The 16,739-nt window shown below is 75.0% G+C and carries 16 protein-coding genes; 10 read left to right on the top strand and 6 right to left on the bottom strand.

Annotated features, from left to right (window positions below; genetic code table 11):
- Window positions 1-2: 2 nt before the first annotated feature.
- The 6 genes from STBA_RS15735 to STBA_RS15710 are packed head-to-tail and all read left to right on the top strand — an operon-like array spanning window position 3 to window position 5,014.
- Window positions 3-824 (top strand): ABC transporter ATP-binding protein, encoded by an 822-nt coding sequence (locus STBA_RS15735; RefSeq protein WP_079251947.1) that lies wholly within the window; start codon window positions 3-5, stop codon window positions 822-824.
- Entirely contained in the window at window positions 821-1,648 is an 828-nt protein-coding gene (locus STBA_RS15730) for an ABC transporter permease subunit (RefSeq protein WP_077059858.1), read from the top strand. Before STBA_RS15735 ends, STBA_RS15730 begins: the two co-directional genes overlap by 4 nt.
- Window positions 1,649-1,693: 45 nt before the next feature.
- Complete coding sequence (locus tag STBA_RS15725; RefSeq protein WP_077059857.1) at window positions 1,694-2,740, top strand: leucyl aminopeptidase; 1,047 nt, start codon at window positions 1,694-1,696, stop codon at window positions 2,738-2,740.
- Window positions 2,737-3,504, top strand: coding sequence for an Asp/Glu racemase (locus tag STBA_RS15720; protein ID WP_077059856.1), 768 nt, complete (start codon window positions 2,737-2,739; stop codon window positions 3,502-3,504). Before STBA_RS15725 ends, STBA_RS15720 begins: the two co-directional genes overlap by 4 nt.
- A complete protein-coding gene (locus STBA_RS15715) occupies window positions 3,501-4,172 on the top strand; it encodes an isochorismatase family protein (RefSeq protein ID WP_077059855.1) in 672 nt (223 codons plus the stop codon). Before STBA_RS15720 ends, STBA_RS15715 begins: the two co-directional genes overlap by 4 nt.
- Window positions 4,169-5,014, top strand: a complete 846-nt coding sequence (locus tag STBA_RS15710) for an alpha/beta hydrolase (protein WP_077059854.1) — start codon at window positions 4,169-4,171, stop codon at window positions 5,012-5,014. The genes STBA_RS15715 and STBA_RS15710 overlap by 4 nt, the downstream gene beginning before the upstream one ends.
- Here STBA_RS15710 and STBA_RS15705 read toward each other — a convergent pair.
- On the bottom strand, window positions 5,001-6,827 hold the full coding sequence (locus STBA_RS15705; protein WP_077059853.1) for an ABC transporter ATP-binding protein: 1,827 nt from the start codon (window positions 6,825-6,827) through the stop codon (window positions 5,001-5,003). The two genes, STBA_RS15710 and STBA_RS15705, sit on opposite strands and share 14 nt — an antisense overlap.
- Window positions 6,824-8,542 carry an ABC transporter ATP-binding protein gene (locus STBA_RS15700; RefSeq protein WP_077059852.1) on the bottom strand — a complete coding sequence of 573 codons (1,719 nt, stop codon included), beginning with the start codon at window positions 8,540-8,542 and terminating at the stop codon, window positions 6,824-6,826. Before STBA_RS15700 ends, STBA_RS15705 begins: the two co-directional genes overlap by 4 nt.
- A 99-nt stretch (window positions 8,543-8,641) precedes the next feature.
- Between STBA_RS15700 and STBA_RS15695 the strand changes: the two genes are divergently transcribed.
- Entirely contained in the window at window positions 8,642-9,562 is a 921-nt protein-coding gene (locus STBA_RS15695) for a helix-turn-helix transcriptional regulator (protein WP_077059851.1), read from the top strand.
- Complete coding sequence (locus tag STBA_RS15690; protein ID WP_077059850.1) at window positions 9,559-10,326, top strand: glucose 1-dehydrogenase; 768 nt, start codon at window positions 9,559-9,561, stop codon at window positions 10,324-10,326. Before STBA_RS15695 ends, STBA_RS15690 begins: the two co-directional genes overlap by 4 nt.
- A 15-nt stretch (window positions 10,327-10,341) precedes the next feature.
- On the opposite strand, the gene STBA_RS15685 is transcribed toward STBA_RS15690, so the two are convergent.
- A complete protein-coding gene (locus STBA_RS15685; protein WP_077059849.1) occupies window positions 10,342-11,169 on the bottom strand; it encodes a helix-turn-helix transcriptional regulator in 828 nt (275 codons plus the stop codon).
- A 67-nt stretch (window positions 11,170-11,236) separates the two neighbouring features.
- Window positions 11,237-12,124: an alpha/beta hydrolase gene (locus STBA_RS15680; protein ID WP_077059848.1), complete on the bottom strand. Its 888-nt coding sequence runs from the start codon at window positions 12,122-12,124 to the stop codon at window positions 11,237-11,239.
- 114 nt (window positions 12,125-12,238) lie between these two features.
- Here STBA_RS15680 and STBA_RS15675 point away from each other — a divergent pair, with 114 nt between their 5' ends.
- Window positions 12,239-14,272, top strand: a complete 2,034-nt coding sequence (locus STBA_RS15675; RefSeq protein ID WP_077063353.1) for an AfsR/SARP family transcriptional regulator — start codon at window positions 12,239-12,241, stop codon at window positions 14,270-14,272.
- 32 nt (window positions 14,273-14,304) lie between these two features.
- Entirely contained in the window at window positions 14,305-15,039 is a 735-nt protein-coding gene (locus tag STBA_RS15670; RefSeq protein ID WP_077059847.1) for a Clp protease N-terminal domain-containing protein, read from the top strand.
- A 30-nt stretch (window positions 15,040-15,069) separates the two neighbouring features.
- On the opposite strand, the gene STBA_RS15665 is transcribed toward STBA_RS15670, so the two are convergent.
- Together STBA_RS15665 and STBA_RS15660 are read right to left on the bottom strand one after the other, a co-directional pair.
- Window positions 15,070-15,963 carry an alpha/beta hydrolase gene (locus STBA_RS15665; RefSeq protein WP_077059846.1) on the bottom strand — a complete coding sequence of 298 codons (894 nt, stop codon included), beginning with the start codon at window positions 15,961-15,963 and terminating at the stop codon, window positions 15,070-15,072.
- Between the two features lie 386 nt (window positions 15,964-16,349).
- Window positions 16,350-16,727: a metalloregulator ArsR/SmtB family transcription factor gene (locus STBA_RS15660; protein ID WP_077059845.1), complete on the bottom strand. Its 378-nt coding sequence runs from the start codon at window positions 16,725-16,727 to the stop codon at window positions 16,350-16,352.
- Window positions 16,728-16,739 lie beyond the last annotated feature (12 nt).

Genomic DNA, 16,739 nt, shown 5'->3' with positions numbered 1-16,739 from the left:
ACATGAGCGAAACCATGCGCGGAACGGTCCCCGCCAGCGGGCCCGCGGACGGCGACCCCTACCTCGAACTGCGGGGCGTCACCGTCAAGCACGCCGACCGGACCGTCGTCTCCGGAATCGACCTCGCCCTGCGGCCGGGGGAGTTCGTCGCCCTGCTCGGGCCGAGCGGCTGCGGCAAGTCGAGCCTGCTGCACGTGCTCGCCGGGCTCGCCCCCGTCGCGGGCGGCGCGCTGCGCCACCGCGGCGACGAGGCCACCGACGGGCTCCGCGGCCGGGTCAGGGTCGGCTACGTCTTCCAGGACCACCGGCTGCTGCCCTGGCGCACCGTCGGCCAGAACATCGAGATCGCCATGAAGGCCGCGGGCGTCCCGGCGGCCGAGTGGGACGAGCGGATCGAACGGTTCCTCGGCATGCTGCGGGTGGCCGAGTACCGCGGCTCCTGGCCCATGCGGCTCTCCGGCGGCCAGCGCCAGCGGGTGTCGATCGCCAGGGCGCTCGCCGTCGAGCCCGACGTCGTGCTGATGGACGAGCCGTTCAGCGGCCTCGACGAGGTCACCGGCCGGGCGATGCGTCAGGAGCTGACCCGGCTGCACGAAGTCGCGTCCGTGCCCACCCTGTTCGTCACCCACTCCATCCGCGAGGCGCTGTTCCTCGCCGACCGGGTCGTCATCCTCAGCCACGGTCCTGCCCGCGTGCTGAAGACGCTCGACGTCCCGCTGGCCCGCCCGAGGCGCCACGAGGACCCCGCCCTGGCCCGCCTGGAGGCGGAGACCGTCGCCGACGTGCTGCGCGAGTGGGACCTCACGGAAGGGCCCGCGTCATGACGGCCGTGCTCCCCGCCCGCCTCCGCAAGCCCCCGGGCCGGCGCCCCGCCGGGCCGCCCCCCGGCCCGGAAGGGAACGGGCCGCGCGTCACCTGGCTCGGACGGCTCGCCTCCGGGCTCACCGCCGCGGCCCTGGGCGTCGCCGCCTGGCAGGTGCTCAGCCTGTTCTCCGACGGCTGGATGCCGGGCGCCGGGGAGGTCGCGGCGGCCACCGCCGACGTGCTCACCGACTCCGGCTTCTACGGCGACGCATGGCTGTCGCTGCGCCGCGTGCTGACCGTGCTCGCCGCGTCCGTGCTGGCCGGGCTGCTGATCGGGATTGCCGCCGGACTCAGCCGGTACGCGGAGGCGTTCCTGCGGCCGATCCTGGTGATCGGCCTGGCCATCCCCGACCCCGTCTACATCATCCTGACCATCCTCATCATGGGCATCTCCGAGACCTCGGGCGTGGTCGCGCTCGTCGTGGCGATCACGCCCCTGGTGGCCAACGTCGTCAGCGGCGCCGTCCTCGCCCGTGACCACAGCCTCGACGAGATGGCCCGCACCTACCGGCTCGGGCCCGCCGCCTACGCGCGGCACGTCCTGGCGGCGCAGGTGCGGCCCGCGGTGGTCGGCGCGTTGCGGACGTCGTTCGCGTTCTCCTGGAAGCTCGTCGTCCTCATGGAGACCATGACCCGTCCCGATGGCGTCGGCGCCCGGATCTACGAGGCGTTCCGCTTCCTGCGGCCCGAGGACATGATCGCCTGCGCGCTGGTGTTCACCGTCCTCATGCGCGTGATCGAAGTGCTCGCGCTGCGCCGCCTCGACCGGCCCCTGCCCCACTGAACCGCTCAACTCCCGCACGCACGCCTCCCGAGGAGGGAAGCCATCATGGACCAGAACCTGTTCAACGACATCTGCCTCAAGCAATTGACCCTGTCGGCCGTGCACGAGGGCGAGACCGTCGCCGTCCTGACCCGCGGCAACGAACGCGGCGCCTACGCCGACGCGTTCCTTCTGGCGGCGGGGCAACTCGGCGCCCAGGCGTTCCATCTGCGGCTGCCGTCCCCGGTGAGCGCGTCCGGCGCCTGGGCCGTCGGCGACTCGGGGCTTGCGGGCAACCGGCACGCCGTGGCGGCGCTCAAGAGCGTCGACATGGTCGTCGACTGCACCTTCCTGCTGTTCTCCGCCGAACAGTTCGAGATCCAGGCCGCGGGCACCCGCATCCTCACCGCCGTAGAGCCCGCCCCGCTGCTCGCCCGGCTGATGCCGACGCCCGAGCTGCGCGAACGCGTCGAGACCGGCGCGGAACTCCTCGCCAAGGCGCGCACCATGCGCATCACCAGCCCGCACGGCACCGACGTCACCTACCGGCTCGGCGTCTACCCGACCCTGAGCGAATACGGCTACACCGACACCCCGGGCCGCTGGGACCACTGGCCCGCGGCGTTCGTGTTCACCGGCGGCGCGGACGACGGCGTCGACGGCCGGATCGTCCTCGCGCCAGGCGACGTGCTGCTGCCGTTCAACACCTACGTGCACACGCCCGTCGAGCTGACCATCGAACAGGGCTTCATCCGCGACATCCGCGGCGCGGGCGGCGCGCCGAGCCTGGACGCCGACCTGCTCAACTCCTACATCGAGAGCTTCGACGACCCGCGCGGCTACGGCATGAGCCACGTCGGGTGGGGTCTTGACGAGCGCGCGCACTGGCACGGGCTCACCCAGTTCGGCGGCGGTATGGGCATGGAACTGCGCAGCTTCTACGGCAACGTGATGTTTTCCATCGGCCCCAACAACGAACTCGGCGGGCCCAACGACACCGCCTGCCACTTCGACATCCCGATGCGCGGCAACAGCCTCTACCTCGACGACGAACTCATCGTCGACGCGGGCGAACTCACCGTTCCGGAGATGAAGCCGGCGGTGCGGCGATGACCGACTACCGCATCGGCATGATCGTGCCGAGTTCCAACCTGACCATGGAGACCGAGCTGCCGCGGATGTTCCTGGCCCGCGAGGCCGCCGTGCCGGGCGAACGGTTCGTCCACCACGCCGCGCGCGCCCGCATGCGGCACGTCACGCCCGAAGAACTGGCCGCCATGAACGGCCAGACCCGCCGGGCCGCCGCCGAACTCGCCGACGCGCGGCCCGACCTCGTCACCACCGCCTGCCTCGTCGCCATCATGGCCCAGGGCCCCGGCTACCACTGCACCGCGGAGGACGCCATCGCCGAGGTCCTGGCGGCGGAGAACGCCACCGCGCCCGTCGTCTCCTCCGCCGGGGCGCTGCTCAGCGGCATCGCCGCCCTCGGCGCCCGCCGCGTCGCGATCATCACCCCCTATATGAAGCCGCTCACCCGCGCCGTCGCCGCGTACCTGGAGGACGCCGGGACCGAGGTCGTCGACGCGCTCTCGCTCGAAGTGCCGGACAACCTCGCCGTCGCCCGCCTCGACCCAGCGGAACTCCGCGCGCACGCCGGAAAGCTGGACCTGTCGCGGGCCGACGCACTGGTGCTCTCCGCCTGCGTGCAGATGCCCTCGCTGCCCGCCGTTCAGCCCGTGGAGGACGCCCTCGGCATCCCGGTGCTCTCCGCGGCCACCGCCACCTGCCACCGCATCCTCACCGAGCTGGGGCTGCGGCCCTACGTGCCGGGCGCGGGGCGGCTGCTCGGCGGCGAACTCGCCGGGGCCGCCGCGTGACCGGGGCGGGCCCGCACGGGGCGGACGTCGAACAGCTCTACCGGACAGCCGGGTTCGGCGCGGCGGTGCCGCGCGGCCGGCGCCCGGGGCTCGTGGTCGTCGACCTCACCCGCGGGTTCACCGAGGACCGGTTCCCCACCGGCAGCGACCTCACCGACGTGGTCGCGGCAACGGGGCGGCTGATCGAAGCGGCCCGAGCGGCCGGGGTGTTCACCGTGTTCACCGCCATCGCCTACCGGCCGGCGGAGGCCCGCGGCGACACCGTCGCCTGGCTCCGCAAGGCGCCGGGGCTGCGGAGCCTCGTCGAGGGCGGCGAAGCCGTCGCCCTCGACCCGCGGCTGCCGGTGCTGCCGGAGGACCACCTCCTCGTCAAGAAGGGCGCCTCCGCCTTCGCCGGCACCCCGCTGGCCGCGCTGCTCACCGCGGCGGGCTGCGACTCGGTCCTCGTCTGCGGCGCCACGACCAGCGGCTGCGTCCGCGCCACCGCGGTCGACGCCGTCCAGGCCGGGTTCGACACCCTCGTCGTCCGCGAATGCACCGGCGACCGCGCGCGTGGCCCGCACGACGCGGCGCTCTTCGACCTCGCGGCCAAGTACGCCGACGTCGTTCCCCTCGACGAGGCACTCGGCCACCTGACCGCACTCACGACCAGGGAGAACGCGACGTGACCGGCCGCCTCCTCACCCAACGGGCCCTGGCCGACCTGGCCGACGTGCCCGCCACCAGCCGCTGGGTGCGCTCCGGCGCGCTGCGCCTGCACGTGCTCGACTACGGCGGCGACGCACCGCCGCTGCTGGTGCTGCCGGGCATCACCACCCCGGCCGTCGGCATGGACTTCGTCGCCCGCGAACTCACCGGCCTCGTCCGGCCGCTCGTCCTCGACACCCGCGGCCGCGGCCTGTCCGACGACGGCCCCGGGGACCTCGACGCCCACGCCGACGACGTCGAGGCCGTGGCGGACGGCCTCGGCCTCGGCCGCCCCGCGCTGCTCGGCCACTCCATGGGCGCGCGCATCGCCGCCGTGGCCGCGGCGCGGCCCGGCGGCGCGGTGCGCGGCACCGTCCTCGTCGACCCGCCGATGAGCGGCCCGGGCCGTGGCCCCTACCCGACGCCGCTCGCGACGTTCCTCGACCAGCTGGCGCAGGCGCGGCGCGGCACCACGGCCGAGGAGGTCGCCAGGGCCTGGCCGCGCTGGCCCGCGCGCGAACAGGCCCTGCGGGCCCGCTGGCTCGCCGGCTGCGCCGAGGCGGCGGTGACGGCGGCGCACGCCGGGTTCGAACGCGAGGACTTCTTCGCCACCTGGCCCTCGGTCCCCGCGCCGAGCGTGCTCCTGTACGGCGCGGACAGCCCGGTCGTCACCGCGGACGGCGCCGCGGAAGCGGCCGGGGCCAACCCGGCGGCCACCGTGACCGCCGTTCCGGGCGCCGGCCACATGGTCTTCTGGGACACCCCGCCCACCGCCCTGGCGGCCACCCGCACCGCGCTGGCCAAGGTCCTCACCGACCGATGAGCCCCGCCCTCCCGGCCCCGCCGGGAGGGGGCAGGCCCTGCCACGACCGCCACAGCGCCGCGTAGGCACCTCCCGAGGCGACGAGAGCCTCGTGGGTGCCGCACTCGGTGATACGGCCGCCCTCCATCACCGCCACCCGGTCGGCATCGCGGGCCGTGTGCAGGCGGTGGGCGATGGCGATCACCGTGCGGCCTGCCAGGAGAGCGGCCAGCGCCCGCTCCGTGTGGCGTGCGGTCGCCGGGTCGAGCAGGGCCGTCGCCTCGTCGAGTATCACGGTGTGCGGGTCGGCCAGCACGACGCGGGCGAGCGCCAGTTGCTGCGCCCTGGTCCCGTCGATCCGGTGCCCGGCGTCGCCCAGCTCCGTGTCCAGACCGTCAGGAAGCCCGTCGGCCCACTCCTCGGCCCCCACGGCGGCCAGAGCCACCCGCAACTCGGAGTCCGGGGCGTCCGGCGCGGCGATCCGTACGTTGTCCCGCACGGACCCCAGAAAGACGTGGTGCTCCTGGGTGACGAGGACGATCTGCCGGCGCAGCCGGCCCGGGGACAGGTCCGACACCGGAACGCCTCCCACGGTGACCGCACCGGCGCGCGGGGTGTCGAGGCCCGCCAGCAGACGGCCGAGCGTCGTCTTGCCGGCGCCGGAGGGGCCGACGACGGCCAGGCGTTCGCCCGGCCGCACGGACAGGTCGACGCCGTTGAGCACGTCGGGCGATCCGGCGTAGGCGAAGCGGACCCCGGCCACTTCGATCCTGCCGTCGGCGTCTCCATGCGGCCCGGGGACCGGCTCAGGACGCGGCGCCGGGACCGGCCCGTCCGCTTCCGCCAGCCCTTCGACCCGCGCGAAGGACGCCATGCTGCTCTGAAGTTGCTCGATCCGCATGAGGATCACGTCCAGCGGCTGCGACAGCTGCCGCAGGTAGAGAGCGGCGGCGATCACGGCGCCGAGGCTGACCACTCCGCGGTCGTACAGCACGCCGCCGGCCAGGAGCACTCCGACGACGGGCAGGGCGTACGACACGTCCATGACCGGGAACAGCACGCTGCGCAGGTACAGGGTCCGCATCCGGCTGCGGTAGCCCCGTTCGATCGCGTCGGCGCAGGCGTCGTTCCGGCGCTGCTCCAGGCCGAACGCCTCGACCGTGCGGGCGCCCGCCGCGGTGGCGGCGATGACCTCGGCCAGCTCGGAGTTCGCCGCCCCCTCGGCCAGGTAGGCGCCGTGCGCACGGCGCAGGTACCAGCGCAGCGCGAACCAGATGCCGGTGAGACCGGCGACCCCGCACAGTCCGAGCACCGGGGAGAGCACGAAGACCGCCCCGATGATGAACACCGCCTGAATCGCGGCGATGAGCAGATCGGGCCCGGCGTCGCGCAGCGTGGTGCCCACCGCCGCGATGTCCCCCGCGCCACGCGCCGCGAGATCGCCCGTGCCCGCACGTTCCACCGCCGACGCGGGCAGTGCCAGGGCCCGGTCCACGTACTGTTCACGGATGCGGGCCAGGGTCCGTTCCCCGAAACGGTGCCCCACGTGGGCCGCGTACCGGGCGAGGAGGAACTGCGCCAGCGCGAAGCCCAGGATCGTCCATGCCAGCCGGTCGACCGCCGCCGTCCCCGACCCGGCCTCCACCTCGTCGACAATGGCGCCAAGCAGCCAGGGCGCCACGAGCCCCGCCGCGGCGGCGAGCGCGTTGAGCAGGAGCACGAGGGCGAAGGCGCGGCCGTCCAGCCGGATCAGGTGCCATGCCGCCCGGCGCAGCCTGGCCGGCCCGGCGACGGGCAGGGCCGCCGGGCCCGCGGGCTCCGGGCGGGAGGTCATCGCGGCACCTCCGCCGCCGGCCCGCCGCGCGACACCAGCCGTGCGTAGTCCGGGCGGCTCGCCAGCAGGCCGCGGTGGCTGCCCCGGGCGGCCGTCCGCCCGTCGACCAGGAAGTACACGGTGTCCGCCCGGTCCAGGAGCAGGGGCGAGGTGGTGGTGACCAGAGTGGTGTGCCCGGACCTGGCCGCGCGCAGCCGGGCCGCCACTTCGGCCTCCGTGTGGGCGTCCAGCGAGGAGGTGGGCTCCGTCAGCAGCAGCACGTCCGGCTTCGCGAACAGCGCTCTGGCCAGGCGGACCCGCTGGCGTTGCCCGCCGGACAGATTGCGGGCGTCGTCGGTGAGGGCCCCGTCGAGCCCGCCGGGCAGGCCCCGCACGACGTCCTCGGCCAGCGCCGCTTCGATCGCCGCCGCGACGGCCGCCTCGTCCGCGTCGTGGCGCCCCGGAATCGCGTCCCGCAGCGGGCCGGCGAACAGATGAGCCTCCTGGTCCGCCAGGAGTATCCGGCCGCGGACCTGCGCCGGCGCGACCTCGCCGAGGAGCACGGCACCCCAGCGCACCGCCGAGCCGGTGAAGCGGCCGAGCCGGTCGGCCACCGCGGCGGATTCGGCCGGGCGCGCGCTGACCAGAGCGGTCAGCTCGCCGGGGGCGAGGGTCACGCCCGAGTCCGGGTCGTGGAGCGCGGCCGGCCCCGCCGGGGCATCCACGGGCGAAGGTCCCCCCGCCGCGTCCGGCGCCATGCCGAGGAACCGCACCACTTGGCGCGCCGCCACCAGACCGCGGCTCAGGTCGTACGCGCCCTCGATGAAGAACGACACGGGCACCACGAGAACCGCCACGTATCCGTAGACCGCCACCAGCTCGCCCACGGTGATGTCCCCCTCGGCGGCGAGCCGTGCCGCCTGCCACGACACGCAGGCGAGGAACAGCGTCGGCATGCCGACTCCGAGCGCCGTGACCCAGCTGGTCACCGCACCGACCCGGTAGCCCCGGGCGCGCAGCTCCTGGGACTCCCGCCGGTAGTGGGCCGCGAACACGGCCTTGCCGCCCAGCCCGTTGAGAACCCGCAGCCCGCCGACCATGTCCACCAGGCGGGCCGCGACCATCCCCTGCTGCTCCCGGTAGGCGGACTCCGCGCTCCGCAGCCTGCCGAGGAGCGGCCCGAGCAGCAGTGCCAGGACCGGCACGCCCACCAGGACGATCAGAGCCAGGGGCACCGAGACGGACAGCAGCAGAACGGCCACCGTCAGGTAGGCGATCACGGCGCCGACCCCGGGCCCCGTGATCGTCAGGGTGTTGCTGATCGCCGCCACGTCGCCGAGCCCCAGGGTGACGACCTCCCCCGCCGTCAGCCGCCGCGACAGGGACGAGCCCAGTCGCGTGGTGTGCGCCACGATCAGCCGCGACGTGCGGTAGGTGGCGTTCAGGCGCACCCGCGTCATGGTGCGGTGCCGCGCGATGGCCAGCCAGGCGTTCACCCCTCCGACCGCGATGAGTGCCCCTGACCAGCCGGCCAGGGTCTCCGTACGGCCGGGCCGCAGGCCCTCGTCGATCGCTCGGGACAGCAGGAGGGGCGGGAGGGCGAGGCCGGTCATCCACAGCGTGGCGAACGCCGACCCCGCCAGCACGCGACGGCGCTGACGGACCACCAGCCACCACAGGAAACGCGCGGGGCCCCGGAGATCCGGAGTGCCCGGCTCGGCGTGCAGATCTTTCACGTCCCGCCTCTCGTGTCCCGCCCGCCCCTCCCGGCCTGCGCACCGATGCTCCCCCATGCGGCCCTGCGGCGGTAGTGAGCCCCTGCCTACCATGGGCGGATGGGCAGCAGGTCAGAGCTTTCCGCCGACGCGCGGCAGCGGCGCAGGGCCGAGATGCGGGAGTTCCTGCGGTCGCGGCGGGCCCGGCTGACGCCGAAGGACGTGGGCATGCCCGGGGGCGGAGGGCGCCGGACGCCGGGACTGCGGCGGGAAGAGGTGGCGGTGCTCGCCGGGGTGGGGGTCTCCTGGTACACGTGGCTGGAGCAGGGGCGCGACATCAACGTGTCGGCCGACGTGCTGGACGCCATCGCACGGGTGCTCCGGCTCGACGCCGCGGAGCGGGAGCACCTGTATCTCCTCGCCGGTCTCAACCCGCCGCGGTCGGCGCCGTCCGGTCGGCCGGTTCCCGAGCCGCTGCGGCGGCTGCTGGACGGCTGGCTGCCGCGGCCCGCGTACGTCATCGACCGGCACTGGAACGTGGTGGCGTTCAACCGCGCCGCTGCGCAGGCGTTCCTGTGCGACGAGAACGACTACAACTGCCTGGTCACCTTCTTCACCAGCGCCCGCTACCGCGCGGCGCTCGCGCACTGGCGGGAGGCGGCGCGGGAGATCGTCGGCCAGTTCCGGGCGGACGCCGCCCGGTACCCGGACGACCCGGAGTTCGGCCGCCTGGCCGCCGACATGTGCGCCGTCAGCCCCGACTTCGCCGCGATCTGGGCGGAACTCCCCGTGGGCAGCTCCACCCACGGCACCAAGGCGCTGGACATCCCCGGGCACGGGACGCTGACCTTCGAGTACACGGCGCTGCCCCTGCCCGAACTGCCGGGCGACCGGCTGCTGCTGCACACCCCCGTGCCGGGCACGGGCACGGAGGCCAGGCTCGCGGCGCTGCTGGCGCGGGACGCGAGGGTGGTGGTGCCGGACCCAGGCCCGGTCGGCACTGCCGCGTCCGCGCCGGACGTCCGACGCTCTCCGGTATGAAGCGATTCACCAACAAGACGGTCCTGATCACCGGCGGCACCAGCGGCATCGGCTTCTCGGCCGCGCGCAGGCTGCTCGACGAGGGCGCCCACGTCATCATCACCGGCCGCGACCAGCCCCGGCTCGACGCCGCGGCCGACCGCCTCGGCTCCGGAACGGAACGGGTCCTCGCCGTCCGCGCGGACGCCGGGGCGCAGGCCGACCTCGACCTGCTCATGCGCCGGGCCGGGGAGTGGCGCGGCAGCCTCGACGCCGTGTTCGCCAACGCGGGCGTGGCGTCGTTCGTGCCGGGCGACTCGGTCACGGAAGCCGACTTCGACCACACCGTCGATGTCAACTTCAAGGGCGTGTTCTTCACCGTGACCAAGGCGCTGCCGCTGCTGCGGGAGGGCGGCTCGGTCGTCATCAACGCCTCCTGGACGCTCCACCGCGGCCTGCCCGCGGCCTCGGTGTACGCCGCGAGCAAGGCGGCCGTGCACAATCTCGCCCGCACGCTCGGGACCGGGCTCGCGCCGCGCGGCATCCGCGTCAACTCCGTCAGCCCCGGCTACATCGACACCGACATGTACCGCGGCGTCGTCACCGATCCCGGCGCTGAGCCGCGCATCACGGCGGAGGTGCCGCTCGGCCTGCTCGGCCACCCGGACGACGTCGCGGCGGCCGTCGCCTTCCTGGCCTCGGACGATGCCTCGTACATCACCGGGCAGGATCTCGTCATCGACGGCGGGCTCGTCGCCTCGGCTCCCGCGGCGTTGCGGGACTGACGTGCGGGAGCCCGTTCAGGCGGGGGCCGGTGTCGCGCGGGCGGTGCCGAGCAGGCGCAGGGCCTCGGCGCTCGGGGTGCCCGGCTCCGCGTGGTACACCACGAGCTGCCGGCCGGGCGCCTCGCGGACGTCGAACGTCTGGTAGGCGAGGGTGAGCGGCCCCACGTCGGGATGGCGGAGCCGCTTGGCTTCCTGCGTCTTGCCGCGCACCGTGTGGCTGCGCCACAGGCGGGTGAAGTCCTCGCTGTGCGCGGACATTTCATGCACGAGGCGGTGCAGCCGCCGGCTGTCCGGGTCGTGGCCCGCGGCGTGGCGCAGGTGGGCCACGACCGCCTCGGCGGCCAGGGCCCAGTCCCGGTGGAAAGCGCGGGCCGCCGGGTCCGCGAAGGTCATGCGCACCAGATTGTCCGCGGGCCGGAAAGGCACGTAGAGCGCGGCGGCCAGGGCGTTGGTGGCGAGGATGTCCAGCGTCCGGTTCAGCACCAGGGCCGGGGTGCCCGGCCAGCAGTCCATCAGCTGCCGCAGCCCCGCGCCGACCCGGTCGGGCACGGGCTCCGCCGGGCCCGCGGCCACCGCCCCCGCCAGCCGGTGCAGGTGCGCCCTGGCGTCGGCGCCGAGCCGGAGGGCGCGGCCGAGCGCGTCGAGCACCTGGGGCGAGGGGTGCCGTTCGCGCCCCTGCTCCAGGCGCGCGTAGTAGTCGGCGTTGATGCCGGCGAGCACCGCCACTTCCTCGCGGCGCAGCCCCGGGACCCGGCGCGCGCCGTAACTCGCCATGCCGGCCTCCTCGGGTCCGAGGCCCGACCGGCGGCTGCGCAGGAACTCCCCCAGGTGGTTGTCGGCCATGCCCCAAGGCTACGGGCGGCCGGGGCGCCCTGCCCGGGTGTGTCACGTCCAGGCAGCGCGCCCCCGCTCAGCTCGGAGACCGGGCGAGGAGCGCGCGCAGCTCCGCGGCGACCCCGGCGGGCGCCGCCTCGGCCATGAAGTGGCCCCAGTCGACGGAGACGTGCCGCAGGCCGGGTGCCCAGGCGCGCCACAGCGCCGCCGCGTCGTAGCCGAGTGCGGCGCCCCAGTCCTGCTGGAGCACGGTGACCGGCATCCGCAGCCGGTTGCCGCCGTCCCGGTCGGCCAGGTCGTGGGCGAGGTCGATGCCCGCGGAGGCGCGGTAGTCGGCGACGATGGACGGCACCGCGCGGCGGCAGGCGTCCAGGTAGGCCGCGCGAACGGCGGCGGGGATCGCGTCCGAGTCGTTCGACCAGACGTCGAGGAAGTGGCCGAAGAACGCGTCGGGGGCGCCCGCGATCAGCTCCTCCGGCAGGCCGGGCGGCTGCGCCAGCAGGTAGAGGTGGAAGCCGACGGCCGCGGTGACGCCGTGCATCACGTCCCACATGTCGGGGGTGGGCAGCACGTCGAGGCAGGCCAGGTGCGTGATCGCGGCCGGATGGTCGAGCGCGGCGCGGAAGGCGACGAGGGCGCCGCGGTCGTGCCCGGCCAGTGCGAAGCGCTCGTGGCCGAGGGCGCGGGCCAGCGCGACGACGTCGTGTCCCATCGTGCGCTTGGCGTAGGTGGTGTCGTCGGCCGCGGCGGGCTTGTCGCTCGCCCCGTAGCCGCGCAGGTCGGGGCAGATGACGGTGTGGTCGGCGGCGAGCGCGGGGGCGACGTGCCGCCACATGAGGTGGGTCTGCGGGAAGCCGTGCAGCAGCACGAGCGGCGGCCCCGAGCCGCCCACGGCGGCGTGCAGGGACACGCCCTCGGCGACGGGCACCCGCAGCCGGTCGAAACCCTCGATGACAGGCGTCACGGTCTTGGTCCTTCCTGGTGGCCGAACTGGATGTTTCCAGCCTGTCGGGCCCGGATGAGCAGCCGGTGAGCGCGTTACCGTGGCCGGGGCGGTGCCGAGGGAAGGATGGCGACGGTGCGGGTCGCGTTCGGGGTGCTGGGTCCGGTGACGGCCTGGGACGGCGCCGGGAACGCCATCCCGCTGAAGGGGCCGCGGCACCGCGCCGTGCTGGCCCGGCTGATCGTCGCCCGCCGCCGCGTCGTTCCCGTTCCGGTGCTGGTCGGCGACCTGTGGGCGCAGCCGCCCGAGGGGGCGGTCCCGGCGGTGCGCACCTTCGTCGCCGCGCTGCGCCGGGCTCTTGAGCCGGACCGGCCACCGCGGGCGCCGGCCCGGCTGCTGGTCACGGAGGGCCCGGGGTACGCGCTGCGCGCGGACCGGGGAACGGTGGACGCCTGGCGCTTCGAGCAGGCGCTGGCGCCCGGCGCGCGGGCACCCGGTCAGGTGCTCGGTGTGCTGGACGAGGCGCTGGCGCTGTGGCGCGGCCCCGCCTACGCCGACTTCGCCGGCGAGGGCTGGGCCGGGGCCGAACGGTCCCGGCTCGGCGAGCTGCGGCTGCACGCGGTGGAGCGCCGCGCCGAGACCCTGCTCGGCCTGGGCCGGGACGCCGAGGCGGTGCCGGACCTGGACGCGCACGTGGCGGAGCACCCGTGGCGCGAGGACGCGTGGCGCCTGCTGGCGCTCGCGCTGTACCGCACCGGCCGCCAGGGGGACGCGCTCGCGGTGCTGCGCCGGGCCAGAACGCTGCTGGTCGAGCAGCTGGGCGTGGACCCGGGGCCGCGGCTGCTGCGCCTGGAGACCGACATCCTGGCGCACGCCGGTCACCTCGACGCCCCGCACGGGCCGGAGGACCGGGCGGAACGGGTGTGGACGCGGACGGCCGCCGCCTACGACCGCGCCGTTGCGCCCGGGGCGCGCGCCCGGCTCGAATCGACGGTCGGCCTGCTGCGGAACCTGGCGGTGACCGGCGGCGGCGGGCTCGCCGCGGCGCGCGAGCACCGCGAGGCGGCCATCGCGGCGGCCGAGGAGCTGGGCGACGCGGTACTGACGGCCCGCGTGATCGGCGCCTACGACGTTCCGGCGATCTGGACCCGTTCCGACGACCCGCGTCTCGCGTCGCGCGTGGTGGCCGCGGCCGAACGGACGCTGGCCGCGCTGCCACCGGACGCGCACCCGGCGGCGCGGGCCCGTCTGCTGGCGACGATCGCGCTGGAATCCCGCGGCACGGGCGGCGCGCGCGGGGCGCGCGCCGCCGGGGAGGCGGAGGAGATCGCGCGCCGCCTCGGTGACCAGGGGCTGCTGGCGTTCGCCCTCAACGGGGTGTTCATGCAGAGCTGCCACCGCGCGGGCCTGGCGCCGCGCCGGGACGCGGTCGGCGCCGAGCTGGTGGCGCTGGCCGGCCGGAACGGCCTGGTCACCTACGAGGTGCTGGGGCACCTGATCCGGCTCCAGGCGCGCGCGGCGCTCGCCGACTTCCCCGGGGCCGACCGCCACGCGGGCGCTGCCGAGCGCCTGGCGGAACGGCACGAACTGCCGCTCGTGGGCGTGTTCACCGCGTGGTACGGCGCGCTGCGGCTCGCCGCGACCTGCCGGACGCCTGCGTCGGCGGAGGTAGCGGAGGCGGCGGAGGCGGCGGAGGCGGCCTACCGGGACGCCGCCGCGCTGCTGGACGGCGCGGGCATGCCTGGCCTGGAACGCGGTCTGCTGCCGCTGGCCCTGCTGTGCCTGCGCGTGCGGCACGGCCGGCCGGCCCGCGTCGGCCGGGACACCGGCCGGGACACCGACTTCGGGCCCTACGAACCGTGGGCGCGCCCGCTGCTGCTGCTCGCCGAGGACCGCGCGGCCTGCGCCGCGGCGGCCCTGCGCGCGCTCCCGGACCCGCCGCACGACCTGCTGTTCGAGGCCCTGTGGGCGCTCGCCGCGCGGGCCGCGATCGCCGTCGGCGACCGGCGGACGATGATCCGCGCCCAGCAGGCGCTCGCCCCCGCGGCGGGCGAGCTGGCCGGCGCGGGCAGCGGGGTGCTCACCCTGGGCCCGGTCGCGGACCACCTCGACGCCCTGGCGGCGGCGCTCGGGGACACCGGACCGGCACCGCCGTCAACCCAGGGTTGACACTCGGTCGAGCGTCAACCTACGGTTGACGCATGGCGAATCCAGTCCGCACGACCCAGCCCGTCCGGCTCGACGACCTGATCGAAGCCATCAAGAAAGTGCACACCGACGCCCTGGACCAGTTGTCCGGCGCCGTCGTCGCCGCCGAGCACCTCGGCGACGTCGCCGACCACCTCATCGGCCATTTCGTGGACCAGGCACGGCGTTCAGGCGCCTCCTGGACGGACATCGGCCGCAGCATGGGCGTCACCCGGCAGGCCGCCCAGAAGCGCTTCGTCGCCAAGGGCCCGGGCGAAGCCGGGGACCTCGACCCCGCCCAGGGCTTCAGCCGGTTCACCGAGGCGGCCAGGAACGTCGTCATGGCGGCGCAGAACGAGGCCCACGCCGCGGGCAACGACCTGATCCGCCCCGAGCACCTGGCGCTCGGCCTCCTCGTCGAGCCGGACGCCACCGCGGTGCGGGCGATCACCGCGCAGGGTGTCGCGCCGGAAGCCGTCCGCCGGGCCGGGACCGCCGCGCTGCCGCCGGCGGCCGATGAGGTGCCCGACCTCGTTCCCTTCGACCCCGGCGCCAAGAAGGTGCTGGAGCTCACCTTCCGCGAGGCCCTGCGGATGGGCCACCCCCACGTCGGCACCGAGCACATCCTGCTGGCCCTGCTGGAGTTCGAGGGCGGCACCGGCCTGCTCGGCGGCCTCGGCGTCGACAAGGCGGCCGCGGAGGCCACCATCGCCGAGGCGGTGGTGGCCTCCGGGACCGAGAAGGGGTGACGGCGCGCCGCCACCCCGCGGCTCGGACGGTCAGACGGTCAGCCGGTCGAGGATGCCGGCCGGCCCCGCCGGCCGGAGCAGGAATCCGGCATGGCTGGTGTCCAGGGTGTGCACCTCGTAGGGGTTGCCGGGCGTCAGGGCGTCCGCCTCGGCGATCAGCCGGTCCTGCATGGCGACCGGCAGCGACCGGTCGCCGGTGAGCCGGATGTAGGTGCGCGGGATCGTGCCCCAGGTCTCCGCGTGCCCCCGGGCGTCGGCCGTCATCACCGCCAGGGACTCGTCCGGCTGGAGAATGCTGAGGAAGGCGCGGAACTGCTCATCCGTGCCATCCGCCATGATCGCCGCCTTGAGCGCGGCGAGCAGGGCCGGGTCGGCGGTGCGGTAGTTGGCCCGGCCGACGCCGAGCGCGGCGGGGTCCCCGACGTTCAGCGCCTGCAAGGGGGCCAGCAGGCTGCCGGCGAACTCGGGTTCCTGCATGTACGCGACGGGGCTCGGCCGTTGCACGCACGACCAGGCGGAGATGTACACGAGCCGGTTCACCAGCTCGGGAACGGCGTTCCCCACTCCGGTGATGGTGGTTCCGCCGAGGCTGGCGCCCACCAGGACGACCGGCCCGTGCTCGGCCACCCGGCGGACGACGTCGACGACCATGTCGACGTTGTCCTGGAGGGTGACTCCGGCCAGGGCCGACGGCTCGGCGGCCCAGGCGTCGAGATCCTGCGGGGCCTGGTAGGCGACCGGGTACTGGGCGTCGAAGCCGTGCCCCGGCAGGTCGACCGCGAGGCTGCGGTGGCCGAGCAGCGCCAGTTCGCGCTGGACCGGGCTCCACATGAACGAGTTGGAGCCGGAGCCGTGCACGAGGACGAAGGTGGTGCCGGCATCGCCGGCCCGTCGCGAACGGGAGTCGCTTGAGACAGAAGCCATGAGAAAAAGTCCAATTCCGAAGGCGGCATGCGCGGTGCGGCCGCCGTTGTGCGAGAAGGTCGTGCGAGAAGAAGGCCGACCCACCCGCCACGGGGTGGTGCGTCGGGCTTCGGTGACGGGCACGGAAAGGCCGGCGGCAGCGCGAAGCAGCCGCCGCGTCAGCCGGTGTCGGTGCGCGTCGACAGGCAGGGCCGAGCGTCACGCACACGGCGGCGCCGTGGGGTCACTCGACCGGCAGGGTCACGTCTCAGGCGGTCCGGACGCGGACGAAGACGAAGTTGTAGGCCATAGGACGACCATACCGATCACACCGGCTCCCCCCGCGCGCGGGGCACCACGGTCAGCCGGGCCACGTTCCTGAATGCCCTCCCTCGATGCCGTTCCTGTCACGCCTCCCGCGGCGGCGGGGGGTCGGTGAGGCCGAGGCTGAGGTGTTCGACGTGGTAGAGGGCCTGGTCGAGCAACTCGGCGACGTGGTCGTCGTGGAGCGCGTACACCACGGAACGGCCCCGGCGGGTGCCGGTGACCAGGCCGAGGTTGCGCAGCAGGCGCAGTTGGTGCGAGCAGGCGGACTGCTCCATGCCGACCGCGGCGGCCAACTCCGTCGCGGCGCACGGGCCTTCGCGTAGCCGGGCCAGGATCAGCAGGCGGGAGGGGGTCGCCAGGGCCTGGAGGGTGCTGGCTACCTTCGGCGCGTTCTCGGCGGTCAGGCGGCTGTGCGGCGCCGCGGTGCGGTCCGTGGCGGGTTTCGCTCCGTGGCCCATGGGCCCATCCTA

This window comes from Streptomyces sp. MP131-18 (assembly GCF_001984575.1).
Lineage (GTDB): Bacteria > Actinomycetota > Actinomycetes > Streptomycetales > Streptomycetaceae > Streptomyces > Streptomyces johnsoniae.
Note: the sequence above shows the minus strand (reverse complement) of the source record. Positions and strands in the feature narration are given on the sequence as shown.